We start from the raw sequence: 26,149 nt of genomic DNA on the forward strand, positions 1-26,149 counted from the left end.
TAGTTTAATTGTTACACCTGTGAATCACCTTACTCTGCTTTTTAATCATGCAGGTGGTGGTTATTTCCGTACGTACTAATCGTTTCATGTTACCGCACCTCCTTTCAAAGTAATAAAAAAACACACTCATCCCTAGGAAAGGGACGAATGTGTTTTCGTGGTTCCACCCTTGTTCCAACCTAGACTTACTTTCTTCTAGATTGCTCAAGTTCAGATAACGGCTGATACCGTCAATAATTACTAGATTGCTCGTTCACTATTGAAGTTCAAAGGTGGTAAGATCATTTCTCGTGTTAGGAAGCTCACAGCCTTGGCCTCCCTCTCTGTAAACCGTAAAAATGTTCTCATGTCCTTATCGTTACTTTTTCGCTCATGTTTATTTGTTAACTCATTATACTCGCATAAAAAACAAAATCAATACTATTTTTTAATTGTTTTAAATTTTCAATCTTAAAAACTATAAAAAAACACACTCATCCCTAGGAAAGGGACGAATGTGTTTTCGTGGTTCCACCCTTGTTCCAACCTAGACTTACTTTCTTCTAGATTGCTCAAGTTCAGATAACGGCTGATACCGTCAATAATTACTCGATTACTCGTTCACTATTGAAGTTCAAAGGTGGTAAGATCATTTTTCGTGTTAGGAAGCTCACAGCCTTGTCTTCCCTCTCTGTAAACCGTAAAAATCATCTCATGTCCTTATCGTTACTTTTTCGTTCATGTCTATTTGTTAACTTATTATAGTTATCAACTTTTTAAAAAGCAAGCCTATTTTTCTTCACAATTTTTAAGAATATGAATAATTATATTTTAAAATAACAAATCATCTAATACAGATTTATTCTCTTGCACATATATTCATCACATACAAATTAACAATATTCATAGTTAAAGTCTCACTCTAAAACGTTTAGAGTTTCATACTTCAACACTATATTTAAAAAATAATTTTTAATACAATCTTTCCCTATAACTTTCTTCTAAAGAACGTGCAACGTCCTCTTCTGAAGCATTCACTTTCGCATGCTCCATTAACATTTTCGGTGCTGAAGGTAGCTCTGTTTTATTTAACCATGACTCTGGATCCCACATTTTTGAACGAATAAAAGCTTTTGCACAATGAATATAGCATTCTTCTATTTCAACAACAATTCCAAGTAACGGATTGCGTCCATTCGCCTGCATTTCTTTCAAAATTTCTTCATCGTTCGTAATATATGCTTTACCGTTTATTCGGAGTGTTTCCCCAAGACCCGGAATAAAAAAGATTAACCCTACGTGCGAATTTGAAATTATATTTAAAATAGAGTCTATACGACGATTACCCGGTCTTTCTGGGATGATAATTTTATTTTCATTTAATACATATACAAATCCAGGTGCGTCCCCCCTCGGCGAAGCATCACACTCTCCGAATTTATTTGCAGTAGATAATACTAGAAAAGGCGATTTAGACAGGAAATCTACACAATGGTGATCAAGTGATGAAATAACTTTTTTCAAAGCCCGTTCACTTGGTTGCCCCAATATTTGTCGTAATTCTTCCTCAGTTGAAATTATTGATTTTATTTCCTTATTCTCTATCTTCACTAATAATCACTCCTTTTTCTTTATTTTCCCAAAATTCAATACAAATATTGTATAATAAAATTTGCAGAAAGGGGAATTAAAATGACAGAGTGGTTAACAATATTTGATCCTGAAGGAAATACACTTGGAAAGAAATTACGTGATGACGTGCATCGTGACGGTGATTGGCACGAAACATTTCATTGCTGGTTTATAGAAAAAGATGCTGAGGATATGTTCTTATATTTCCAATTACGCTCTAATAATAAAAAAGAAGCTCCGGGTATATGGGATATTACATCCGCCGGACATATTATGCATGATGAAGATGTACTAATTGGCGGTCTACGTGAAATTGAGGAAGAACTGGGTCTTTCCTTCCAAACGAATGATTTAACATACAAAGGAATCTATAAAATAGATTATGAAATTTCAAGCCTTACTGATCGTGAGTTTTGTCATATGTATTTCCACAATGTAATAAAACCACTTCCATTTGCACCAGGTGAAGAAGTAGACGATGTGATGAAAGTACATGCGACTTCTTTTCTACAACTATTAAGAAGAGAGATTTCATCTTTAACGACTAATTCTGTTTTAAACAATAATCCGATAACGATAACATTTGAAGATATTTATCCTTATGATCTTGAATACTATGAATTTGTTATAGTGCAAGGACAAGAATCGCTAAACAAAAATAGTTTATAAAAAAATAGGACTCCCAGCTTACTGTATTCGGGAGTCTTATTTTTTTATTGCTCAAGTATCTTTAATTTTTTCTCTACTCGTATAAATAATCGTATAATTAACAACAGCATAACAATCATAATCGCTATCATTGTATGTGGATATCTAAACAGTATACTAATAACACTTCCAATTAACATCATAATGAATCCATTTTGTTTCATCACTTCTGCACTATACTTGTTACCTGCATCCCATAATTCCTTATTTTTCATAGACCGTTTCGTACGGTAACCATATGCTGCGTTAATATCCGTCGGTGGATTTTTTTGAAGAATAAGTGCCGCAAGTATAAATATAATACCAATCAATATGCTCATTCCTATGTTTACTAGTGCATCCATCAATTATATCCCCCCTAACTTACACCTTCATTATACTATACAACCCTTAAAATCCCAATTATTAACATTTTTATTTTCTCTCTTTAGATGTCTGGAACATACTTGGAAGTGTTACAAAACGTGCCCCTTTCGTTTTTAACTGCGGAATGATTTTGTCTAGTGCATCGACAGATCCTTGCAAATGTCCACCTGGAGTCGAATGTTGAAGTATGACACTTCCTGGAAATGAATTCCCTAGCACATTATTTGTAATCGTATCAGCACTTACCCCTTTCCAATCAACTGTATCAACACTCCACTGTACAATCATAAAATTTTGCTCTGTCGCCCACTTCAATTGATTTTCAAGTATTTCACCGTATGGTGGACGTATAAACTTCGGTGCATAACCAGCTAAATGATTTAATATTTCTTCCGTTTTTATAATTTGATTACGGTATTCAGCCTCATTTACTTTCGCTAAATTCGGATGATTATACGTATGGTTACCAATTACATGCCCTTCATTCGCGATACGCTTTACTACATTCGGAAACTTTTCTGCATTTTCACCAAGTAAGAAAAAAGTAGCTTTTACATTATATTGTTTTAACTTATCTAAAATTTTTGGCGTAAATACTAAATCTGGTCCATCATCAAATGTAAGAGCTACTTCCGCTTTATTGTATGGTCCTGAAAATGCATACGCATATTTTTCAACCCATGAAAAAGGTGTCCATGACCCCCGATTCTCTTCCTTCACTTTGACTTGATCATTTTGCGGAACATTTAATACATACGGCACTGCGTCTATATAGTTTCCATAATAAAATGAATGATATGGCATATAAGCATACGAAACATTTCGTTCTAGTCCCCAATGAAATGGAACGAACATTTCTGGTGCGTAAAAATAATACATGATAAAAACCTCCCTAAAATTTCATATGTGATTCATCTGTACTTTGTTAGAGAAATTCTTATTCATGAACAAAAATAAGACTGTCCGTAATTAGGACAGTCTTACTGCTTTATACAATTAATAAAGTGAAACTTTAATCAGTGGGGCTTTTGTCCATTCCCGACTGATTATTAGTTGAACCAATCGGGCAGTTATCCCCCACCTAACTTCCTTGCATTCGCTGGATTTTGAGGTGGGGGTTTTACTGCCCGTTTATGCGGGATAAATCGATGTACTACCTTTCGGCAAAACTTTCACATGTTTTAAATAGCTTGTCACTTTGTCATCATCATCTTGCGGGTATTGATATCCATATGTGTTAGCAATTTCGTTCGCAACTTCCCTAAATAAATCACCCATTACAAAGAATGACTCCCATATATTTTCATATTCTGCATTTGAAAATGTATTTCTAAATTGCTCCCACGTATCTTTTTCAACATATTGCTCGAAATGCTTACCAAACTTTCCGGTATTCACTGTAAAATTTGTTTTCATACCAATATGCCATTCTAGCATTACGATTAACATATCACGCATTGGGCCTTCAAGCATTCCTTTCGCATAAGAAAGTTCCTCGCGCCACAATCCTTTTCCTACATTTGTACTGCACCACCAAAATTCATTACAGCAATCGAAAAACTCTTTTTCTGTAGGATTTTTTATAACGTAATCTTTATCACTTGCTGGCGGAAATTCTCCAATACATTTGTCTTTATCCAGTAGTAATTTACTTAAACTATCCTGTCCAATAAATTTATTTATTAAATCAACTGGAACTAGCATTAAATCAATTCGATTCCCATCCATGAACTGCATTAAATACGGAAATTTCCCGTCTTTATCAGCTGGAAGTAACGACATTTCTTCCGGCATTTGCACAATCATTATTTCTCCAAATCTATTAATCCAACTATGATTACACGTAAAAGATTGTATATCTTTTACAACATAAATAATATCATAGTCTTGAAAACAATCTTTTTTCACATTTGGATTCACACGTGACCCATTCATGATGACAGCTCGAATTCTTTCATCCTCTTTTGCTGTATTTATAATTAAGTCTAACATTTCTTTTTCAGTTCTCATCTTCTTATAGCCTCCAAGTTTTTAATATATAATATAAAGCTATGTAAATTGGAGGTCCACGAGCTAAATTCGTTGTACAAGATACACGTTATAATTTTTGAAACTTCTTTTTCATCCCTTTTTCCTCCTTACATTACTCTGTTACGACTGCCATTACAAACCCATCGTACCCTTTACTTCCTACAGTTTGAAGCGCAGTAGCACTTACACGCGGCTCAGCAGCTATTAGCTCATAGAAATGGCGTATCCCTTGCACACGAGGGTCGCTGCTAGTATTGTCAATAACTTCTCCTTCACGTACTACATTATCCCCAATAATTACAGTACCCGGTCGTGATAGTTTCAGTGCCCATTCAAAATAAGCAGGGTTATTTTGTTTATCCGCATCTATGAAAATAAAATCAAATGGTTCATACTTCTCATTTTCTATTTGTTTTAAAGAATCTAACGCTAATCCTAATCGTATTTCAATTTTATCATTCAAATTGGCACGCTCAATATTGCTCCGTGCAATTTCAGCATGCTTTTCACTTGCCTCTAATGTAACAATTCGCCCTCCAGATGGCAATGCTCTTGCAAGCCATATTGTACTATATCCGCCTAGAGTGCCAATCTCTAAAATGTTACGCGCTCCTTGAATTTGTACTAATAGTTGTAAAAACTTCCCTTGAGTTGGCGATACATCATGTGCCGGTAAATTAGCTGAAGCATTTGCTTGAAGAACTTCTTCTAATGTAGAGTCTTTCGGTATTAATACATCACTCATATATTGATCAACAGCCGTCCATTTCTCAATCGTACTCATGGAAATACCATCCCCTTCAAGTTTTTCATGCTTTTCTACCATTCACTTCACATTATACCGACAATTCTGCTTTACATACAAAAAAATAAAAAAGGGACACCCATTCCATTACAGAATAGATGTCCCTTCTTTGTTTATAAATTTACCCCTTACGGATTAGTAGACCAAAGTCCTGCTGATTTAATAAATGTACGTTTATTTAATTTCAGCTGCGCTACGATAAACTCTGCAATATCTTCCGCTTGCATTACTTTATCAGGATTTCCATCAGTTAATCCTAAGTCTACAGCCATGTCAGTTGCTACTGTACTTGGTGTTAAAGCTGTTACACGGATATTATGTTTACGAACTTCCATCGCTAACGATTCTGTTAAACCAAGAACACCAAATTTAGAAGCACTATATGCACTTGTTACAGGTGCACCTTTTTGTCCTGCTGTAGATGAAATATTAATAATATCACCAGATTGTTGTTCAATCATACTTGGTAAAGCTGCACGAGTTGCATAGTATACACCCATTAAGTTTACTTGAATGATTTTTTCCCAATCAGCAACGTCTAATTCTAAAAACTTACCGAATTTAGAAATACCAGCGTTATTAATTAAAATATCGATAGATCCTAAACCGTTTTTTAATGTTTCAATTGCAGTAGTTACCTCTTCATATGAAGATACGTCAGCAGTCGCAATAACAGCTTTTACGCCTTCTGCTTCTACTTCTTTCGCAACTGCTTTTAAGTTTTCTTCTGAACGAGCTAAAAGACCAACATTTACGCCTTCTTTCGCTAATGCGATCGCTACAGCGCGACCAATCCCTCTACCTGCTCCTGTAATTAAAGCATTTTTTCCTTGTAATAATTCTGCCAAGTGTAACACTCCTTAATCTTCTCAGTTGTTTATTATATTAAAAGTGTAGCTATGTTTATGTAAAAAGGCAATGATGCACTTTTATGTGCGTAGGTTACTTATAGGTAACTATAGTAATGGTAAATGCATTTTTAAAGAAAAATAGTGTTAGAAGGCCTCCTTCTAACACTATTTTTCTTCATGATTTGGAATACGCACAATAAATTCTGTACCATTTCCTTCTACACTCTCAACTTTTATTTTTCCTTGATGAAGGTCGAGTACTTTTTTTACAATTGCTAGACCTAATCCACTTCCTCCATAAGCACGGTTTCGTGAAGAATCCGCTTTATAAAAACGTTCAAAAATATGTTGTTTCTGTTCTTCGGATATACCAATTCCCGTATCATGAATACTTACTTCCAGGAATTCTTTATGTTCTTTTAAATGAATTGTAATCGTGCCACCATTTGGTGTGAATTTAATACTGTTATGAATTAAATTAATCCATACTTGGCTCATACTTTCTTTGTCTGCAGTAACACACACTTTATCCATATCAAGATCTAGCTCAAGTCCTTTTTCATCCCAAAGAGGCTCACTATTTAACACAATTTGTTTCAACTGTTGATCTAATCGATAAGTAGCTCTTTCTGGTGAATACTCCTCTGACTCTAAAAGTGTTAGCTTCAATAAATTTTGACTCAATTTAGATAATCGCGTTGTTTCAGTTTCAATAATAGTAAGATAATGTTTTCTTTTTTCAACTGGTAGATTATCATCTTGTAGCGCTCGAGCAAATCCCTTAATAGATGTTAATGGCGACTGTATTTCATGAGAAACATTCGATACAAATTCTTGTCTCATTTTCTCCATTGCATTAAGTTCATCCGTCATATCGTTAATACTTTTTACAAGCACACCAATTTCACCATCATACTTTTCTTCATTCCGTATTTTTACAGAGAAGTCCCCTTTTGCAATTTTTTGTATCGGTTCAATGATCGTCCAAATCATCGCCTCTCGCTTCGGTCTCATTAAAATTCCGATTAATGTCCAAATAAGAACGATAAAAACAAAGCCGACCATATCACTAATTAGAAAAGTAATAAAAGGCGATACGTTTATTTCAAAAGCTTTCATTACACTAGACGATACAAAAAAGGCTATTGACCAAATTATAGTAAGAAAAGCAAAGAGCGCTACTATCGCCCCCATTACTTTTAACATCTTCATCTTACTCATTCTTTCTCTTTTTCTCATTTACTTACCTCTAAGCGATACCCTAAGCCCCTTATCGTCCTTATACTAAACTTTGATAGCTCTTCTTGAAACTTTTCACGCAACCGATTAATATGAACGTCTAGCGTGCGTTCATTCCCTTCAAAATCATATCCCCATACGTCTTCTATTAATTGCTCTCTTGAACAAGTTCTTCCCGCTTTAGATCCTAATGTAAAGAGCAACTCAAATTCTTTTAGCGGCAGCGTCACCGTTTGTTCTCCAACGTTAACTTCAAATGTTTTACGATTTAACAGTACATTCCCAACTTGAATAGATTGCGATACTGTAATTTGGTAACGTTTCAATAATGCCTTCACTCTCACAACTAATTCTAAAGGATCAAATGGTTTTACAAGATAATCATCTGTTCCGAGGTGAAATCCTTTTACTTTTTGAGATGTTTCACCTTTAGCAGTCAGCATAAGAATTGGGATATCATAGTATTTTCTTAATTCATAACATAAATCAAACCCATCCATATTTGGCATCATAATATCAATAATCGCCATTTCGACTTTCACTTCTTCTATTTTTCGAAGAGCATCTAATCCATCAACGGCCTCATATGTTTGAAAACCTTCTCGTTCCAAAAATACAGAAACAAGTTCTCTAATGTGCGGATCATCATCTACAATTAAAATTTTGGGTATCAAGGAATCATATCCTTTCTGCTTAACATACTTTTTAGCACTCTAAAATCAACAAACAGTGAAGTGCCCCTTCACTGTTTGTTTTCATTCTATAATGCTCCTTCTTTAATTTTCAATTGTTGCATTGCAAATTCACGGTACATGTCATGTGTCCGTAATAACTCATCATGTGAGCCACTTCCTGTAAGATTCCCTTTTTCAATAAAGATAATTTTATCTGCATCTACAACAGTAGAAAGTCTATGCGCAATAACTAAAGTTGTTCTACCTTTCATTAAGTTATTTAACGCCTTCTGAACAACCGATTCCGATTTACTATCAAGACTTGACGTCGCTTCATCTAACATAAGGATTTGCGGGTTTCGTAGTAACGCTCGAGCAATCGCAATTCGTTGTCTTTGCCCTCCAGAAAGCTTCACACCACGCTCTCCAACTTCTGTTGCGTATCCACTTGGTAAATCATGAATAAACGCATCAACATACGCCATCGCTGCTACTTTTTCAATTTCTTCATCCGTCACTTCACCCTCAACACCGTAGCAAATATTATCACGAATCGTTCCATCAATTAACGGACTATCTTGTGAAACGTAACCAATTTGACGTCGCCATGATTGTAATGAATATGCTTTAATTGGTTCTTTCCCTAATTTTATGAAACCACTAGTTGGCTCATAAAAACGTTCTAACAGCGAGAATAAAGTTGTTTTTCCGCTACCACTCGGTCCTACAATCGCCGTTACTTTTCCAGATTCAATCGTGAAGTCGATATTTTTCAAGATTTTCTCTTCTTCGTTATACTCAAAATGTACATTTTCAATAACGATCGGCTGCTTCGCATTTGTAACATTCATACCTGTTTCATGATTTTCTACTTCATATTCTAAAATCGTATTAATTCTTTCGGTTGCACCAATTGCTTTTTGGAACTGAGTAAAGAACATTGATAACTGACTCATTGGCATAATAATTTGAACCAAATACAAAATAAATGCTACAAGTTCACCTGTTGTTAATGCACCACTAGAAACTCGCATTCCACCATACCCTACGATAATAACAAGCAATGCCATTAAAACAAACGACATAACAGGTGAAATTAATGCTTGCACTTTTCCTTCTTTCAAACCAAATTGCAATAATTTTTGGATACCTGTATTACCTGTTTCATATTCTTTTTTTTCCGTATTTGAAGATTTTACTAAACGAATTTCTGATAGTACTTGTGTTAATACACTAGTAAAAGAAGCCGTTTCATCTTGAAGTGCTTTTGAAATCTTATACATTTTCCGTCCAAGTGGAACTAAAATTAGTACCGATAATGGAATAACCGTTAAAAGTAAAATTGTCATTTTCCAGTCTAAAACAAATAATACAATTAATGACCCAATAATTGAGATACCGCCTGTTAATAAGTTTGACAAATGCTCAGAAATTAATGTTTTAACAACACCTGTATCATTTGTCATACGACTAATTGTATCTCCCGTTCTGTTTTGATCATAATAAGACACTGGTAAAATAAGTACCTTTTTCCACAATCGTTCTCTAAGTCCAGCTACAATTTTTTGTCCAATATAATTCAGTAAATAAATTGACAATCCTGCAGCAATTGTTTGAATAATAAAGAATGCAATTAATCCAACAATTTGTCCCGTACTAATTGAAGAAAGTGAAAAATTATCAACTAAACCTTTTGTCAGCATTGGAATAAACAAACTCGCTCCAGTAGAAAGTAAGCTCATTATTAATGCAAAAATAAGAATGCCTTTCGGTGGATTTGTATCTTGAATGAGACGTAAAAACTGCCTCCAATTCCCTTTTTTCTTTTCTGTATTCCTAACTTCCATTGTCGTTCATCTCCTCGTTATAAACAAAACTATTCTTTCTAAAACTAGAATACGCTATAAATGTAAACTGAATGTAAACACACTTTTTTCTAATTTTACAAAATATACATATAAACTCATCTTTACAACAAGTATAAATATCTGATATTATTACCTGGTACTTATTATTATTCTATGTAAATTATAGACTACGCATAGAAAATATATAACTAATTTTATCAATTAGCTAATTTAAAACACTATATAAATCTCCAGCATTGAAAGGAGTATCCTTTTTGCAAACAAATACACATTCCGAAAAGGAAACAATCATTTTTATTCATGGATTAGTTGGAAATCGCCGCGCCTTCAAAAAAGAGCATAAACGATTTTCTGCCTCCTACAACATTATAACTTATGATTTATTAGGTCACGGCGACGATAAAGGAGAAGCTATCGACTTTTCAATACAGCGCCTCGTAGATCAATTATTGAACTTGTATGAAAAAGAGGGAATTAAAAAGGCTCATATTTGCGCTCTAAGCTATGGCTGTTATATCTCTACGACATTTGCACAAATGCATCCAGAAAAAGTATTGAGTATTTGTCATATTGGTGGACATTATAATAACCCTTCCCGTTTATATAATGTTTTTCAGAATTTTTGGGAAAAACGTGGTGATGAATATTCATCTTGGCTTTCTCAGTATGCTAGTACTATTTTTCCAAGTGGAATACTAAGGGCAAATCCATTCGCTGTTATTTCACGAAATATTTATTACCGTTTCGGATTACAATTACACTCGTCCATTATTGCTGAGTCATTACGACACCGCTTAGAATTCGACTTAAAATCTAAATTAAAAGCACTTCCCCATCCTATATTATGGGTGATGGGAGAACATGATCATCTCTATAAATCTTGTCTCTTTGATTTGAAGTCCATTCTTCCGAACGTTTTATATAAAGAAATTCCATTAGCAGGTCATGCAGCAAACTTATTCCGTCCAAACTATTTTCATGATTTATATGCTAAGTTTTTGCATGGAAAATTGACATAAAGTGAAACTTTAATCAGCGGGGATTTGTCCATCCCCGCTGATTATTATCCCGCAAATAGCAGGATAAATACTACTATACTGTTAGTTTATCCAACTATGAAAAAGGCTTCCCAAGTTTCCCTGGAAAGCCTTTTCTCTATACGAAAAGTATATAAAATACTTTTTCTTAGTATGCTTTTGTGTAACCTAATAGGTGCTTACTCCAGTAAGAGTTGCTTACAGAGCTAATGCGTACACCAGTTGCGTCAGTTTCTGCACTGATGAACTGTCCATTACCTAAGTAAACGCCCATGTGAGAAGGACCTGATTTATAAGTATTTTGGAAGTATACTAAATCACCTGGTTGTGGACTGTTAGTCTTTGTTTTAGAGCTCCAGTATCCAGCAACTGTTTGACGAGCGCCTTTATGACCAGTTTGATTTAATACGTAGTGAATGAATCCACTGCAGTCAAAACCAGCAGGTGTTGTACCAGCAGTTCTGTATGGTGAACCATTTAAAGATCTAGCGAATCCAGCGATTGAAGATGTATCTCCACCTGTTGGTGCTGTTGGTTTTTGTACTTGGTTCGTACCTTGGTTCGTACCTTGGTTACCACCAGTAACTACATTATTCACTCCGCCTTTTACAAACTTAACAAAGTCTGCACTTACGTAACCAGTGCGGCCATTATGGTTAATTTTATACCAACCATTTTCAGCGCCAGTAACGTTTAATACTGTACCATTTGTTACCCCACCAATTACAGGGTTATATGTAGCTGGACCTGTACGTACTTTTAAAGCACCTGTGTTAACAACATAAGATCCACCAGTTTGAACTGTAGTAGTATTGTTGTTGTTTGTAGTTGGTTGCTGAGTTTCGTTAGATACAGCTGAACCACCTTTTGTTACGAAGTCTTTACTTACGTATCCAGTTCCACCATTGAAGTTAATTTTAAACCATTCTTGAACTTCACCTACAACTTGAACTGTTTTTCCTTTATTTACAGAACCTAAAACAGTATGAGATGCACTTGGGCCTGTACGTACGTTTAATGAAGAAACGTTTACTGTGTAAGTACCTGTTCCTTGCTGAACAGTAGTAGTAGTTCCTTTATTGCCACCAGTTGTTACGAAGTCCCCACTTACATAACCTGTTTGACCATTTACACTAACTTTGAACCAACCGTTTTCTTGTCCAATTACTTGAAGTACTTGACCTGATTTCACTTTAGAAATAACGTTATGTCCTGTACCAGCACCTGAACGTACATTTAATACATCAGCTGTTACTGTGTATTTTAATTCAGAAGTTGTTTCTACCGTTTTTGTTTCAGTTACAGTCGTTTGAGTTTGAGTTTGTCCATTAATTTCTTTTAGCGCATCATTTGAAACTTGTGCATGAGCAGAATCCATTCCAGGAACTGCTACACCTACTACAGATGCTGCTGCTAAACCTGCGATTACTTTTTTCATAAGTTGTCTTTACTTCCTTTCCCTACTATCCTCTTGAGAAAACTATAAACTTAGTACTTTACAATATTATCAAAGTAAAATATTCATCCAGTTCCATTTTTTAGCAAGAGTTTTATTTTTCACACATCGTTTATTTTAAACGATTGAAGTGAATTTAGTGTGAACTTCATGTGAACTTTATCATTAAACAGTGTGTTTTTGCAATGCTTTTTTCAAATTTCTTATGTATTTCATTGAAAATTCGACATTCCATTCATTATCTTAATATATATTTTTCTTTTGCTATCCACTTTAAAAAACTCTATTAATCTAATACAATGCAAAGAATGTATTTTCTAGTAAAGTCCCTTCCATGAAGCATACTCTTATCATGACAAAAAATGCTTTTTTTATCAATAGTATAATATTTTTAGAAAACTATTTTTGATATTATCCATCGTTTTTAAAAGATTTGACGATTTGTAAGATTTAACTCCAAAAATTCTGTTCTAATTTGACGAAAATACACATTCCACTATCTATTTTTCACTATCCATGGAATTTTCAGGATATTTATATTATCATATATAAAGTAGGATTTTAATCCATACAAATTTTATTCACCCCACACTGAAACCAATCGAACTTTTACAGGTCGGTATTCTATACGTATCATTGAATTTTGATATGGAAGCCTTACTGCCCGCAAATAGTGAGATAAAAAAAGGAGATATATTTATGAAAAACATAATAGATGATCCTATAAATAAAAATATAGAACTGTACTATGCTTTTTTTCAATTCGTTTCAATTATAACATTACAAAAAGTATCAACTATTGAAACACGTAAAAACAAATTAAAAAATCAGATGAAAAATTCCTACAAAAAAAATCCTTACTACTTATAAAAGGTGAACAGATTATATCTCTGTTCACCTTTTATTTTTTATTTTATTTGTAAATTTTCACACGAGTTTCTAATGGCTGATATTCTTTATCTCCTGCCGAAACTACCGGTTTACCAAATGGCATTTGCGCAGTTAACTTCCAGTTTTCAGGTACATCCCATTCTTTTTTTACTTCCTCATCAATCAACGGATTATAATGCTGTAGTGTAGCACCAAAACCTTCAATCTCTAATGCTGTCCAAATCGCAAATTGCAACATTCCAGAAGATTGCTGAGACCATGTAGGAAAATTATCTTTATATAGTGCAAAGTTCTCTTGCAAACTTTCTACTACTTTACTATCTTCGAAATACAAAACTGTTCCATAGCCACTTTTAAATGCATTCATTTTCTCTTCAGTAGGTGCAAAATTATTTTCAGGCACAATTTTTCGTAACGTTTCTTTCGTAACATTCCATAATTTGTCGTGTTGTTCACCTAGTAATACAACAACTCTTGCACTTTGAGAATTAAAAGCCGAAGGTGTATGTTTCACAGCATGATAAATCACTTCTTGAATTCTTTCATCAGAAACTACTTGCTCTTTACTAATCGCGTAAATAGATCTTCTGTCTTCAATTGCTGAGTAAAAATCTTTTGCCATTACAATTCCCTCCAATTTTCATTTGAGGCAGTATCATATGTACGAAGCATGTAATGCCTCTCGAACTTATTATTAATAAGTTCTTAACTTAATAATATCAACAAACAAAAACAAACTCAAATGATATCACTTGAGTTTCCACTTCCTATACGTCAAAAAATAAGACAGACAGTTTATTCTCACCAAAATCAAGGTTCAATAAACTGTCTGTCTTATTTTTATAACAATCTAAATTACTTCTTTCTTCACCTAATTAAGCAATTGAAATGCATAGGACATTAATTTATTTGTTTCTGTAAAACGTTTTGTTTTACTTTTTGTCCCCATAACAACTGTAATAACACGATTATCGCCTTGTTTTGCAGTACCTGTAAAACAATACCCTGCGCTATCTGTAAACCCTGTTTTTAAACCGTCTATTCCTTCTATATATAAAGCTTTATTATTTTTGTTTAACATCTCATTTGTGTTTGTAACATTAATATTATTAAATGCTAACTGACTTTGACGTAAGTGAGTCACTTCTAATATCTCTGGGTAATCTTTTATAAGATGGTACGCTAATTTCGATACGTCAGCTGCTGTCATTTTCGTTTCACTTCCGTCGGGCTCCTGCAATCCGGAAGCATTCGCGAATTTAGCTTTATCTGACATTTCTAACTGCTTTGCTTTTTCATTCATAAGTTGAACAAAGTTTTTTTCTGTCTTAGCTACATGTTCCGCTAAAGCGACAGCCGAATTATTAGCCGATTCAATCATTAACGCATGATATAAGTCCTTAACAGTTAATGTATCATTTGCTTGCATCGGGATTTTTGCACCCTCTGTTTGTGCCGACTTTGCACTTATTTTCACTGGATCTTCCCAGTGGACTTTCCCATTATGTATACTCTCTAAAACGAGATATGCTGTCATCATTTTTGACATACTAGCAGGGGCAACAGCTTCATTTTCATTATTTTGATAAATAACTTCTCCATTACTCGCATCGATAATAATAGCTGCTTTTGCATCAATTTCTGGTGGTATATATTTTGGTGGAACTACTTTTTCAGATAGCCCTGTTTTAGGTAGCTCTGCCACTTGTAAAGGCTGAGTATCTACATTTGTTTCACTCTTTTGAACTCCTTGGAAAAAGAACCAACATATACCCAGAATTACTACTAACAGGATTGTTAATCTTCCCCATTTTAACCGCTTCATTCTAAAACTCCTTTAACAAACCTTTTATACACTCATGTTTAACCATAACAACAATTACTTTATATCGTCAAGGTAAAAAGCATATTTATTCATCTATAACAATTATAATTTCAACCTCGTTCTCTTTTTCATATGTGTTACACTAAAAACAACGAAATATAAGAATATTCAATTACATTTAAACACAAAAACACTATATAATAGAAAGGATTTATACAAATGATACTTCCAAAAGCATTAAAATATGGCGATACCATTGGCATCTACTCTCCCTCTTCACCAGTAACCTATACTTCTCCAAAGAGATTTGAGCGCGCAAAATTATACTTACAAAAGAAAGGATTTCATATATTAGAAGGTTCACTAACAGGTCAATATGATTATTATCGTTCCGGGAGCATTAAAGAGCGTGCTGAGGAATTAAATGACTTGATTAGAAACCCTAACGTCTCTTGTATCATGTCGACAATTGGGGGACTGAATTCAAATTCATTATTACCTTATATTGATTATGAGACTTTTCAAAAGAATCCTAAAATAATGATTGGCTATTCAGACACAACAGCATTATTACTAGGTATTTATGCAAAAACAGGAATTCCTACATTTTATGGTCCAGCACTTGTTCCTTCTTTTGGTGAATTTGAGCCTTTCGTAGATTGCACGTACAAATATTTTGCGGATACTTTATTAACTGATCAACACCTTCCTTACAACATAAACCAGCCGTTATTTTGGTCAGATGAATTTATTAATTGGGAAGAAAAAACGAAAGAAAAAGATCTTCGACCGAACAATTGGATTTCAGTAATGGGCGGAAAAACTACTGGACGTATTATTGGTGGGAATTTAAACACTATACAAGGTATTTGGGGTAGCCCCTATATGCCACTTATTCAAGATGGTGACATTCTCTTTATTGAAGATAGCTCAAAAGATGCAGCTACTATCGAAAGAAGTTTTTCATCACTTAAAATTAACGGCGTTTTTGATAAAGTTTCAGGTATCATCCTTGGAAAACATGAACAATTTGATGATTGTGGTACAAATAGAAAACCTTACGAAATATTATTAGAAGTATTACAAAATCAAAAACTTCCTTTTCTAGCCGATTTTGACTGTTGTCATACTCATCCAATGATTACTTTGCCAATAGGTATTCAAGTAGAGATGGATGCAACAAATAAAACGATACAAATTATAGAACAGTGGAAAATCTAACTCTACTAGCTCTATTATTTTCAGCTCTAAAGCTACGCATTGCCTTCTATTGTTTTACATTAGAAGACATGATACTATATATTTTGGAATGTGAAGAAATAAACAAAAATCATTTCAATATGCCTTTTATATATAATAAGAAGCTATTGATTATATACATCGAGTTTACATACGTGTATATAAAGTAAAAGAGAGTGAATATATGAAACCAACTATTAAAAACTATGTATTTCTACATGTAGCCTTCTTGATATATTCTATCATTATGGTTTACATGAAATGGGCATCTCAATTCCCTATTGCATCAATTTCATTTTTTATTGCTTACTTCGGACTTGTTGTACTTTTATTCGGATATGCAATTCTATGGCAACAAGTCATTAAGAACTTTGAAATTTCTAGAGCATATTCACACCGTGGGATTATCATACTATGGTCAATGCTTTGGTCAGTATTCCTGTTTGGAGATACGATACAGTGGAATCACATACTTGGCGCAGCTATTATTATCGTCGGAATTGTGGTGGTGACAAAAGATGAATAGTTATATGTTATTATTGATATTTGGGATAATTTTAGCCAATTACTCACAAATATTATTAAAAAAGGCTACTTTACAACAATACGATTCTAGAATAAAAGAATATGTGAATCCTTATGTTATCATCGGCTACTTTTTATTTGTAATTAATGCCGGATTAAATGTGATCGCCTTAAAGGGCATGGCATTAAAGCAAGCATCTGCATTAGAATCATTAAGTTATATCATCATTTTAATTTTCAGTTGGTACTTCCTAGGGGAGAAAATCACGAAACGAAAAATCATTGGCAACATTATTATTGTCATTGGTGTAATCATCTATTGTATTCAATAACAAAAAGATCCGTTTATCATAAACGGATCTTTTTGTTATTGCCCTAAATTTTGAACCTTATCTTTCAAATCACGAACTTGTTCTATCGTCTGCATAAGCTCAGAGTTTTTAAACTGCTCTACATTCATTTTCCCTTCCTCTATCTTTGTCATAGATGTATCAATTAATGTATTTAACTTTTCATTATACCCGACGATTTGCTGGTGAAGATCCTTCGCTACATCTGGTGGTGTTAATTCATTAAAAGCTGGTATATCTTGTTTAATTTCAGTAAGTTTCGTTTCTAGTTCTTTCCGGGCTTCCCCATCATTAACAGCCTTTTCTGCTAATGCTGGCGCTTCATTTGCAAATGCACTTATTTCATTTACATAGTCTGTCGCTTTTTGAGCGTAATCTATGGAGTTCTTCCCTTCCTCTACTAGCGAACATCCCATCAAACCAATTGAAACTACAATTGAAAGTAACATTGTTTTTGTAAACTTCATTTTTACCTCCTAAATAATTGCCATACTTTTATTCATTTATAAACACTTTATTTTCTTCTTATACACTTTATCACATCATATCTTATTTTTTTAATCTTCCTCTTATACATTCTAGAAAAATCATTATTATCCTGTTCAACATGTACCTCGAAACTATCTTCATTTAAATATAAAAACAGACATACTTATTTTAAGTACGTCTGTTTTCCAGGTACGTATAGCTCTCACTAATTAAAGTTTCTCTTTATCCTCTCACATGCCCTATTACTGTTATAATATCTATGTCTATATGTACACTAATAATATCTTCTATAATGTCCGTATATCCTTGACCTAAAGGTGTTCCGTAATGTAATAAAATTTCTTTTTTTTCATAAACTGACTTCGGTACTGTAAAAATAAATTTCCTCATATTCCGCTCATCAGCAGGCTCCAGTATTAAAACAATGCCATCCTCTTCAAACATATAATCACGCCTTCCAACAATCCATTCACTATGGCTCAAGTATTGCCTTGAAAGGATAGGTTTTAAACACCCTTTCTAACAATATATAACCATTTCATGATCAAATAGCTTATACGGCTTATATGATTTCACCACAAATACAAAAAAACACAAACCTTGAACTACCAAGAATTTGTGTTTTTTTGCATTTCATTCCTATTTACCTTTATCAAGCTCATATAACCTACGATATTTCTCATTTTCTTTCAGTAGCTGTTCGTGACTACCTTGCATAGCGATTTGGCCACTATCAAGGAAAATAACTTCATCTACATGTTCAATTCCTACAAGATGATGTGTAATCCAAATAACAGTCTTTTCTTCTGTTGCAGAAAACATTGTTTCTATTAAGGCTAATTCCGTTTTAGGGTCTAAACCGATAGTTGGTTCATCAAGCACAATAATCGATGCTTCTTGCATAAGAGTTCTTGCAAATGCTACTCTTTGCCTTTCTCCGCCAGAAAACCTCTTTCCCATTTCATGCATTTTTGTTTGTAATCCATCAGGAAGAGAAGCAATGTGCGGCGCTAGCTGTGCTTTCTCTAAAGCTTTCCATATCTCTTCATCATTAGCCTCTGGTTTACCGATCCGCACATTATTTCCAATTGTCGTATCGAATAAATGTGGTTTTTGGTTTAATACAGAAATATATTTTGACAAAAAATCCGTATGAGCTTGTTCACCATTCAATATAACTTGCCCACTCACCGGACGTAGCGCACCAGTTAACAGTTTTAGTAAAGTAGATTTTCCTGTTCCACTTCTACCTAAAATAGCAATTTTCTTTCCTGCCTTTATTTGCAATGATACATCTTTTAATACAGGTTCATTACTATCCGGATAATTATACGACACATTACTCAGTTCAATATCTATATGTTTTTGTGCAACGTAATCTTTATCTCCAGGTAACTCATTTCCATCTTGCAAAATGATATCACTTTCTACGCTTTTAAGCCTATGAGCAGATTCTACATAAGATGGAATTCGATCAATAGCATCTGATATAGGGATAAGCGCATTTGTCACAGATAATGTCATTAATACGAAAGCTGCGATAACTGTAGGTGCAATCTGTTCACTTGCCGCTTGATTTCCAGTCCACATAATCATTGAAATAACTACAATGCCGACTATTAAATGAATGATACTGTCTCGAATATGGTACCAGCGTTTCACTCTCTTTTCTGTCTTTAACAACTGGACATTTTGCGCTACATACTCATTAATAAATTCATCTTTTCTACCACTCGCCTGCCAATCAGATAACCCAAATACAGCATCTGTCAATTGTTGATACAAACGATTTCTTCCTCGCTTCAAAGCAACATGATGTCGTTTCATCAAAAGTAGTGATACGAATGGGAGAAGAAAAACAATAACAGCTAACATACAAGCTGCGATAAGTGCAAATACTAAGTCAAATGCACCTATAACAATTACGAAAATGCTATATACAACTAACGCTAATATACTAGGGAATATTGTACGTAAATATAGATTCTGTAAATGTTCTATATCATCAGACAATACACCTAGTACATCACCAGTTTGAAATCGAGAGCGTAAAAATAACGCCTGTGGTTCTACAATTCTATATAGTTTTGTTCTCATTTTTTCTAAAATTCGTAGAACGACGTCATGCCCTACTAAACGTTCTAAATAATGAAAGACAGCTTGCCCTATACTAAACGCACGCGTTGCAACTATAGGAACATATACAGCCATTACATTTTCTGGTCTGAGAGCAGATTTAGAAATTAAATAACCTGAAATGAAAAGTAGCATCGCACCTGAACTAACTCCAAGAAGCCCGAGGAAAATAGTCAACGTCATTCTACCTTTATTTTGCTGTATATAAGGTTTAATCCAATTACTCATCGCTCTCCCCTCTCTTCCCTATGAAAATGTAATGTCTCATTCTTTAAAAGTTCTTCATATGTTCCACTTTCTTTAATTTCCCCTTTATTTAAAATAAGAATATGATCCATTTGCTTCATCCAATGCAGACGATGCGTTGCAAGAAATACTAACTTACCTTCAAACAGACGTAACATCGATTGCTTTATTTCAAATTCAGTTTCAATATCAAGATGTGCTGTAGGTTCATCTAATAAAATGATTGGCTTTTTACTTAAAAGTGCACGTGCCATAGCGACACGTTGTTCTTGTCCGCCACTAAGCATACGTCCACCTTCTCCAATTCTTTCGTACATCCCATGTGGTAATGATGCAACGAGCGAACGAAGACCAACTTCATTAATAACTCTCTCAACTTCTTCATCAATTGTATTCGTTTCATAGAAACAAATATTATCTTTTAATGAAAGCGGAAAAATATAAGGTTGCTGCGGAATATAAGCAATATTTTTTTGCCAATCTTCTCGAGTAGATTCACCAATTTCCACACCATTTACTAACATCTTCCCACCCGAAGGCGGTAGAAATCCTGCTAACACATCGATTAACGTTGATTTCCCTGCCCCACTTTCACCAATAATGCCTATAGCACCGTTACCTTGCCAAGTAAAATCAATTCCCTCTAATATAGCCTTTTCAGATTCATCATTATTTACTTTTACATCTTGTAATTTCAAACTACTAGAAGAATTCCATACTATATCTACATTTGAATCTTTCTTTTCTATTTCTTTTTGTTTCTGTAAAATTTCTTCTATTTGCTCCATTGCAAGTTGTCCATCTAATGTAGCATGATAATTCGCTCCAACTTGCTTAATCGGCAGAAAATATTCCGGCGCTAAAATTAAAATCGTAAGAGCTGGCAACAGTATAATTGTCCCATCTATTAACCGTATCCCTAATCCAACTGCTACAAATGCAATTGATAAACTCGTAAAGAAATCTAATGCAAAAGAAGAAAGAAAAGCAACTCGCAAAGTACGCATCGTTGCTTTTCTATATCGTTTACTTACTTTTTCAATCTTTCCTTCGTGCTGTTTACTTTTCCCTAAATACTTTAATGTTTCTAATCCTTTTAACGTATCTACAAAATGATTAGAAAGTACACGATATGTCTCATATTGGCTATCCGCCATTTTCTGCGCTGCTAATCCTAGAAGGATCATAAATATGATCACAATTGGAATCGTTACAACTAAAATGATTCCAGACTTAATGTCCAGTGTAAAAACATATAGAACAATTAGCCCTGGAACGATACTACTTCTAATCATTTTAGGAATTGTCAATTCAATATATGTTTTAAGTTTCTCAATACCTTCTATCGATAAAGTAACCAGATGACCAGTCCCATTCGTTTGGACAAATCTCGGCCCTAACGTAAAATATGCTTCTATTAACTGTTTACGTAATGCAAATCCTGTTTTTTCAGCGAAACGCTCAACCAATATTTGCGATGTTCGCACTAACATTTGGCGTGCTGCAAACGTGATCCCAAAATAAACAGTTTCATTTAGCACAGCTTGCACTGTTTCTCCATGAAATAAAAATGTGATTGCTCGTGCTAAAAATACTGTCTGCGCAATGATACTACACGCCTCTAAAATGCTAATAAGACTTAAAGTTACATATAAAACTCGGCTACCAGGATACGACGGAAGTCCTCTTTTTCTTTTCATTAGTACTCCAAATCTTTGTCTGACTTAACAGGTTGTCTAAATACATAGAAACTCCATATTTGACTACCGATAACAAACGGTAAAATAGCAAGAGAAAAATAGCTCATCAATTTTAATGCATAAGGTCCTGATGCCGCATTATAAATTGTCAAATCATTTACCGCTCCTAATGAGCTAATCATGACACGCGGGAACATACCGATGAACACACTTGCACTTAACAAAATGATTGTTAAACTCGTCATAAAGAAAGCCCAACCATCTCTTCTTCTTTTATTTAATAAAGTAGAAACAAATAGCGCTACAAAAGCTCCAATTGGAACCATTAGCCACTCTGAACCATGTGCGGTGAAAATATCTGTTTTCCATAACCCTCCAGCTGCAAAAACAAGAAGTGTTATTAATGCAAAAGGTGCAATCTTTGTCGCGGCAATACGTGCGCGTTCTCGTAATTTTCCTGTTGTACGTATAGTAAGAAATTGCAAACCATGAACAATACATAGAAGAAGAAACATAACTCCCCCAAGTAACGCAAATGGGTGAAGTAATTTCATAAATCCGCCTACCATATTTTTACTTCCATCAATTGGTACACCTGTCATAAAGTTTGCGATTGCAACTCCCCAAAGTATAGGAGGTAGCAAACTTCCAATAAACATGCCCCAATCCCAGAAACTCTTCCATTTATGATTTTCTATTTTCGCACGGAATTTAAAGGAAACACCTCTTATAATTAATGCAAGAAGCATAAACACAAATGGAATATAAAACCCACTAAATAAAGTTGCATACCAGTGCGGGAATGCCGCAAACATAGCGCCACCAGCACAAACAAGCCATACTTCATTTGCGTGCCAAAACGGCCCAATTGTATTTAAATATATACGTTTTTCCAAATCGTTTTTCCCTAAAAACCTTGAAACGATTCCTACACCAAAATCGAAACCTTCAAGTACAAAGAAGCCAACGAATAAGGTTGAGATAATTAGAAACCACAACTCATTAAGAGATAACATACTCTTCCTCCTTATCAAATGGATCATGGCTTTGATAATCCTTTTTCGTTTTCTTATTCGCATGTCCTTTAATGATACGAACGAATAAGTAAACAGTAATTCCTCCAACAATTAAATATAGTGATGTGAATGAAACAAGAGAGAATAATACTTCTCCAAATGAAACGTTTGGAGATACAGCATCTTCTGTTTTCATAACACCGAAGACAACCCAAGGCTGACGTCCCATTTCAGTCATAATCCAACCTACTGTATTACCGATAAACGGTAGTGCAATTGCATATACCATTATTTTTAAATACCAAGGGTTTTCAGTTAAGCGATCTTTTCTTGATAAGAACCAGCCGTACATTCCTAAAAGAAGCATGAATGTTCCACTCATTACCATCGCTCTAAAACTCCAGAACATAGTATGTACTGGCGGAATATAATCTCCAGGTCCATATTTTTCTTCATATTGTTTTTGAATTTGATTCATCCCTTCAACTTGACCGCTAAATTTATCGTATGACAATAGACTTAGCATATAAGGGATTTGAATTTCAAACGAATTTTCTTTCTTCTCTGTATCAATTTTTGCAAATACTGTAAATGGAGCTGGATCCTCACTCGTATTCCATAATGCTTCAGCTGCTGCCATTTTCATCGGATGTGTCTTAATTAAATTTTGTGCTTGTGCATGACCGAAAAATAATACCAATGCAGTTGTAATTGTTCCAACAACGATAGAAACTCGGAACGATTTTTTAAACACCGCAGTTTCTTGGCCTTTTGATATTTTCCATGCACTTACACCTGCAATAAAGAATGCACCAGTTGCAATCGCCGCTGTAATTGTATGCGGGAATTGCACCCATAATTGTGGATTTTGAATAATCGCCCAAAAATCATTCATTTGTGCACGTCCATCTGCTGCCATTTCATATCCTACTGGGGCATGCATAAATGCACTTGCAGTTAAAATCCAAAATGCTGATAACATTGTTCCTATTGAGAGGAGCCAAATACATAAAAGGTGAACTCGCTTCGGAAGTTTATCCTCACCGAATACCCATAAACCTAGGAATGTAGACTCAATGAAAAATGCTAATAAACCTTCAATTGCAAGTGATGGTCCGAAAACATCACCAACAAAACGTGAATACGTTGACCAGTTCATACCAAACTGAAATTCTTGTAAAATACCTGTTACAACGCCTACCGCGAAGTTAACAAGGAATATTTGTGTCCAAAACTTTGTCATCTTCTTATAAATTTCTTGTCCCTTTACCACATACAACGTTTGCATTAACGCAATGATAAAAGCTAAACCTATAGACAGCGGAACGAAAAAGTAATGAAAAATCGTTGTTGATGCAAATTGTATTCGTGCCAATTCGAGCGTTTCCATGCTAAAGTCACTTCCTTCATATTTTTTTATATCGTAATATCGATTGAATTGTATGAATTCATTTCATAACGAACAATTCAATCATTTGGAAATACAAAAAGATAAATTCGTTTATGTACTTTCTGAAAATATAGATTGTCAGTTTTTTAGATAATTACAAAAGAACTTTCTTCATACGATTTACCTTTTCACTATTTCAGTAGTGTTTTATTCGTTAATCGAATTGTATAATATACTTACATAATAAATTCAGGTGATTTTTGACGTATTATTGACAGGATTTTGTCTGAAATATGTCTTTTGTAATTTTTTTGAATTAGATTTCTCACATTTTAAAAACGTACTTTTCAAACATACAACACACTCTTATATCAATTGTTATTATGTTTTTCTCTTCATACGCTTGACTTTCTCCTTGAAAAATGTCCTCGAATTAAACCTAGAAATATGCTAGTTTTTTGTCAAGAGAAAAATGTATTTCCAAAATTCAAATCAACAATATTGTTATTCACAAATAGAAAAAAACTCCCCTTTCTCTAGACATAAAATTCGTTTTTTTGTCATTTTTCAAACAGACTAAATAAAAAAGTACCGAGAATAAATTATATTCCCGGTACTTTAATCATTATTTCGTTGTATATTTTCTAACAGCCGGCATAATTTCGGTAGCAATTAATTCAATGTTTTTCTCAATCTTATCAAATGGTACACCGCCAAAATCAATCTGTGCCATAAAACGTTGCTGTCCAAATAATTCATATTGATAAAGCATTTTTTCAATAATTTGTTGCGGGCTACCAATCATTAACGCATCACGGTGATCTACTGCGTTAGTAAATTGTTGTTTTGGATACCCACCACCGCGTAGCGCAAGCATACCAGCATTAATATGGGGATAATATTCACTAAGTGCATCTTGTGAATTTTCTGCTGTATAAAATAAACTTGTTGTTGCAATTGGTAATGTTGCTGGGTCAAAACCACTTTGCTCAGCTGCTTCACGATATGCATCAACCGAAACTTTAAAATTAACAGCTGGGCCACCAAGTGTCGTAAGCATCATTGGTACACCTGCGCGTCCTGCCTTAATTGCACTAGCAGGTGGCCCTCCAACAGCACGCCAAATTGGCATATTGTTATTTTTAGCTCTCGGTATAATTGCCGCATGTTCAAGTGGCGTTCTAAACTGCCCTTTCCATGTTACACTTTCTTCTTTATTTATTTTTAATAAAAGATCCATCTTCTCTTCAAATAGTTCTTCATAATAATTTACATCGTAACCAAGTAAACTATATCCCCCAATACGAGATCCACGACCAGCAACGATTTCAGCACGACCATTAGAAATTAAATCAATTGTGGCAAAATCCTCATATACACGAACCGGATCTGACGTGCTTAATACTGTTGCAGAACTCGCGATTTTAATGTTTTTCGTAGCTTGTGCAATAGCTCCTAAAATAACTGTATGAGCTTGCGTTGTAAAATGCGCTTGATGACTTTCACCGACAGCAAACACATCAATTCCAGCTTCATCTGCTAACTTAGCTGTTTCAATTAGTTCATGAATTCTTTTTTCTGCACTTATTTTCGAGCCATCATGCGGATTTAAAATATGATCTCCAATTGAATATAATCCAAATTCAATTCCCTTACTTGTATCAATACGGTATTTTTCCATAGTTGCTCTCTCCCT

The 26,149-nt window shown here is 34.3% G+C and carries 25 protein-coding genes and 2 other annotated features; of the genes, 6 read left to right on the forward strand and 19 right to left on the reverse strand.

Going from position 1 to position 26,149, the window contains the following annotated elements; translation table 11 throughout:
• Positions 1–136: 136 nt before the first annotated feature.
• Positions 137–368 (reverse strand) — a binding site (T-box leader).
• A gap of 115 nt (positions 369–483) precedes the next feature.
• Positions 484–715, reverse strand: a binding site (T-box leader).
• 236 nt (positions 716–951) lie between these two features.
• Positions 952–1,590, reverse strand: coding sequence for a pyridoxamine 5'-phosphate oxidase family protein (locus MKX66_RS10060; protein WP_341086036.1), 639 nt, complete (start codon positions 1,588–1,590; stop codon positions 952–954).
• Positions 1,591–1,671: 81 nt separating this feature from the next.
• On the opposite strand from MKX66_RS10060, the gene MKX66_RS10065 reads away from it, so the two are divergent.
• Positions 1,672–2,280, forward strand: coding sequence for an NUDIX hydrolase (locus MKX66_RS10065; RefSeq protein WP_326996465.1), 609 nt, complete (start codon positions 1,672–1,674; stop codon positions 2,278–2,280).
• Positions 2,281–2,324: 44 nt separating this feature from the next.
• Here the strand turns inward: MKX66_RS10065 and MKX66_RS10070 are convergent, their stop codons facing one another.
• From MKX66_RS10070 to MKX66_RS10105, 8 genes are all read right to left on the reverse strand, one after another.
• The gene (locus MKX66_RS10070; RefSeq protein WP_002012358.1) at positions 2,325–2,663 is read right to left on the reverse strand and encodes an SdpI family protein; all 339 of its coding nucleotides are present in this window, start codon (positions 2,661–2,663) and stop codon (positions 2,325–2,327) included.
• A 70-nt stretch (positions 2,664–2,733) separates the two neighbouring features.
• Positions 2,734–3,564 carry a peptidoglycan-N-acetylglucosamine deacetylase gene (locus MKX66_RS10075; RefSeq protein ID WP_002031366.1) on the reverse strand — a complete coding sequence of 277 codons (831 nt, stop codon included), beginning with the start codon at positions 3,562–3,564 and terminating at the stop codon, positions 2,734–2,736.
• 252 nt (positions 3,565–3,816) lie between these two features.
• Positions 3,817–4,695 carry an aminoglycoside 6-adenylyltransferase gene (locus tag MKX66_RS10080; RefSeq protein WP_193653627.1) on the reverse strand — a complete coding sequence of 293 codons (879 nt, stop codon included), beginning with the start codon at positions 4,693–4,695 and terminating at the stop codon, positions 3,817–3,819.
• Between the two features lie 133 nt (positions 4,696–4,828).
• A complete protein-coding gene (locus MKX66_RS10085; protein WP_016103188.1) occupies positions 4,829–5,500 on the reverse strand; it encodes an O-methyltransferase in 672 nt (223 codons plus the stop codon).
• Between the two features lie 149 nt (positions 5,501–5,649).
• On the reverse strand, positions 5,650–6,369 hold the full coding sequence (locus MKX66_RS10090) for a 3-ketoacyl-ACP reductase (RefSeq protein ID WP_000818985.1): 720 nt from the start codon (positions 6,367–6,369) through the stop codon (positions 5,650–5,652).
• 168 nt (positions 6,370–6,537) lie between these two features.
• Positions 6,538–7,611: an envelope stress sensor histidine kinase HitS gene (gene hitS / locus MKX66_RS10095; RefSeq protein ID WP_016103187.1), complete on the reverse strand. Its 1,074-nt coding sequence runs from the start codon at positions 7,609–7,611 to the stop codon at positions 6,538–6,540.
• On the reverse strand, positions 7,608–8,285 hold the full coding sequence (hitR, locus tag MKX66_RS10100; protein WP_002031358.1) for an envelope stress response regulator transcription factor HitR: 678 nt from the start codon (positions 8,283–8,285) through the stop codon (positions 7,608–7,610). The genes hitS and hitR overlap by 4 nt, the downstream gene beginning before the upstream one ends.
• A gap of 86 nt (positions 8,286–8,371) precedes the next feature.
• Positions 8,372–10,132: an ABC transporter ATP-binding protein gene (locus tag MKX66_RS10105; RefSeq protein WP_326996464.1), complete on the reverse strand. Its 1,761-nt coding sequence runs from the start codon at positions 10,130–10,132 to the stop codon at positions 8,372–8,374.
• Between the two features lie 275 nt (positions 10,133–10,407).
• On the opposite strand from MKX66_RS10105, the gene MKX66_RS10110 reads away from it, so the two are divergent.
• Positions 10,408–11,172 (forward strand): alpha/beta fold hydrolase, encoded by a 765-nt coding sequence (locus MKX66_RS10110; RefSeq protein WP_002141349.1) that lies wholly within the window; start codon positions 10,408–10,410, stop codon positions 11,170–11,172.
• Positions 11,173–11,338: 166 nt separating this feature from the next.
• Here MKX66_RS10110 and entFM read toward each other — a convergent pair whose 3' ends face one another.
• Positions 11,339–12,628 (reverse strand): enterotoxin EntFM, encoded by a 1,290-nt coding sequence (gene entFM, locus MKX66_RS10115; protein WP_341086043.1) that lies wholly within the window; start codon positions 12,626–12,628, stop codon positions 11,339–11,341.
• Positions 12,629–13,345: 717 nt separating this feature from the next.
• On the opposite strand from entFM, the gene MKX66_RS10120 reads away from it, so the two are divergent.
• Positions 13,346–13,516 (forward strand): hypothetical protein, encoded by a 171-nt coding sequence (locus MKX66_RS10120; RefSeq protein WP_002086168.1) that lies wholly within the window; start codon positions 13,346–13,348, stop codon positions 13,514–13,516.
• 43 nt (positions 13,517–13,559) lie between these two features.
• On the opposite strand, the gene MKX66_RS10125 is transcribed toward MKX66_RS10120, so the two are convergent.
• Both MKX66_RS10125 and MKX66_RS10130 read right to left on the reverse strand, forming a co-directional pair.
• Entirely contained in the window at positions 13,560–14,159 is a 600-nt protein-coding gene (locus MKX66_RS10125; protein ID WP_002141347.1) for a nitroreductase family protein, read from the reverse strand.
• A gap of 249 nt (positions 14,160–14,408) precedes the next feature.
• Positions 14,409–15,362 carry a D-alanyl-D-alanine carboxypeptidase family protein gene (locus MKX66_RS10130; protein ID WP_002031349.1) on the reverse strand — a complete coding sequence of 318 codons (954 nt, stop codon included), beginning with the start codon at positions 15,360–15,362 and terminating at the stop codon, positions 14,409–14,411.
• 219 nt (positions 15,363–15,581) lie between these two features.
• Here MKX66_RS10130 and MKX66_RS10135 point away from each other — a divergent pair, with 219 nt between their 5' ends.
• The 3 genes from MKX66_RS10135 (at position 15,582) to MKX66_RS10145 (ending at position 17,458) form a co-directional block, all read left to right on the forward strand.
• On the forward strand, positions 15,582–16,583 hold the full coding sequence (locus MKX66_RS10135; protein ID WP_002141346.1) for a S66 family peptidase: 1,002 nt from the start codon (positions 15,582–15,584) through the stop codon (positions 16,581–16,583).
• 202 nt (positions 16,584–16,785) lie between these two features.
• The gene (locus MKX66_RS10140; protein WP_002086172.1) at positions 16,786–17,127 is read left to right on the forward strand and encodes an EamA family transporter; all 342 of its coding nucleotides are present in this window, start codon (positions 16,786–16,788) and stop codon (positions 17,125–17,127) included.
• Entirely contained in the window at positions 17,120–17,458 is a 339-nt protein-coding gene (locus MKX66_RS10145; RefSeq protein ID WP_002135751.1) for an EamA family transporter, read from the forward strand. The genes MKX66_RS10140 and MKX66_RS10145 overlap by 8 nt, the downstream gene beginning before the upstream one ends.
• A 35-nt stretch (positions 17,459–17,493) precedes the next feature.
• Here MKX66_RS10145 and MKX66_RS10150 read toward each other — a convergent pair whose 3' ends face one another.
• The 7 genes from MKX66_RS10150 to MKX66_RS10180 all read right to left on the reverse strand — a co-directional run bounded on the left by MKX66_RS10150 (position 17,494) and on the right by MKX66_RS10180 (position 26,134).
• Positions 17,494–17,943 carry a DUF6376 family protein gene (locus tag MKX66_RS10150; RefSeq protein ID WP_002012340.1) on the reverse strand — a complete coding sequence of 150 codons (450 nt, stop codon included), beginning with the start codon at positions 17,941–17,943 and terminating at the stop codon, positions 17,494–17,496.
• A 244-nt stretch (positions 17,944–18,187) separates the two neighbouring features.
• The gene (locus MKX66_RS10155) at positions 18,188–18,409 is read right to left on the reverse strand and encodes a hypothetical protein (RefSeq protein ID WP_002031341.1); all 222 of its coding nucleotides are present in this window, start codon (positions 18,407–18,409) and stop codon (positions 18,188–18,190) included.
• A 195-nt stretch (positions 18,410–18,604) separates the two neighbouring features.
• Positions 18,605–20,329 (reverse strand): thiol reductant ABC exporter subunit CydC, encoded by a 1,725-nt coding sequence (cydC, locus tag MKX66_RS10160; protein WP_326996461.1) that lies wholly within the window; start codon positions 20,327–20,329, stop codon positions 18,605–18,607.
• Complete coding sequence (gene cydD / locus MKX66_RS10165) at positions 20,326–22,047, reverse strand: thiol reductant ABC exporter subunit CydD (RefSeq protein WP_002031336.1); 1,722 nt, start codon at positions 22,045–22,047, stop codon at positions 20,326–20,328. The genes cydC and cydD overlap by 4 nt, the downstream gene beginning before the upstream one ends.
• Entirely contained in the window at positions 22,047–23,063 is a 1,017-nt protein-coding gene (gene cydB / locus MKX66_RS10170) for a cytochrome d ubiquinol oxidase subunit II (protein WP_326996460.1), read from the reverse strand. Before cydB ends, cydD begins: the two co-directional genes overlap by 1 nt.
• The gene (cydA, locus tag MKX66_RS10175; protein WP_002012335.1) at positions 23,050–24,453 is read right to left on the reverse strand and encodes a cytochrome ubiquinol oxidase subunit I; all 1,404 of its coding nucleotides are present in this window, start codon (positions 24,451–24,453) and stop codon (positions 23,050–23,052) included. Before cydA ends, cydB begins: the two co-directional genes overlap by 14 nt.
• A gap of 625 nt (positions 24,454–25,078) precedes the next feature.
• Entirely contained in the window at positions 25,079–26,134 is a 1,056-nt protein-coding gene (locus tag MKX66_RS10180) for an LLM class flavin-dependent oxidoreductase (protein ID WP_002031331.1), read from the reverse strand.
• Positions 26,135–26,149 lie beyond the last annotated feature (15 nt).

This window comes from Bacillus sp. FSL R9-9530, assembly GCF_038008145.1.
GTDB classification, from domain to species: Bacteria; Bacillota; Bacilli; order Bacillales; family Bacillaceae_G; genus Bacillus_A; species Bacillus_A mycoides.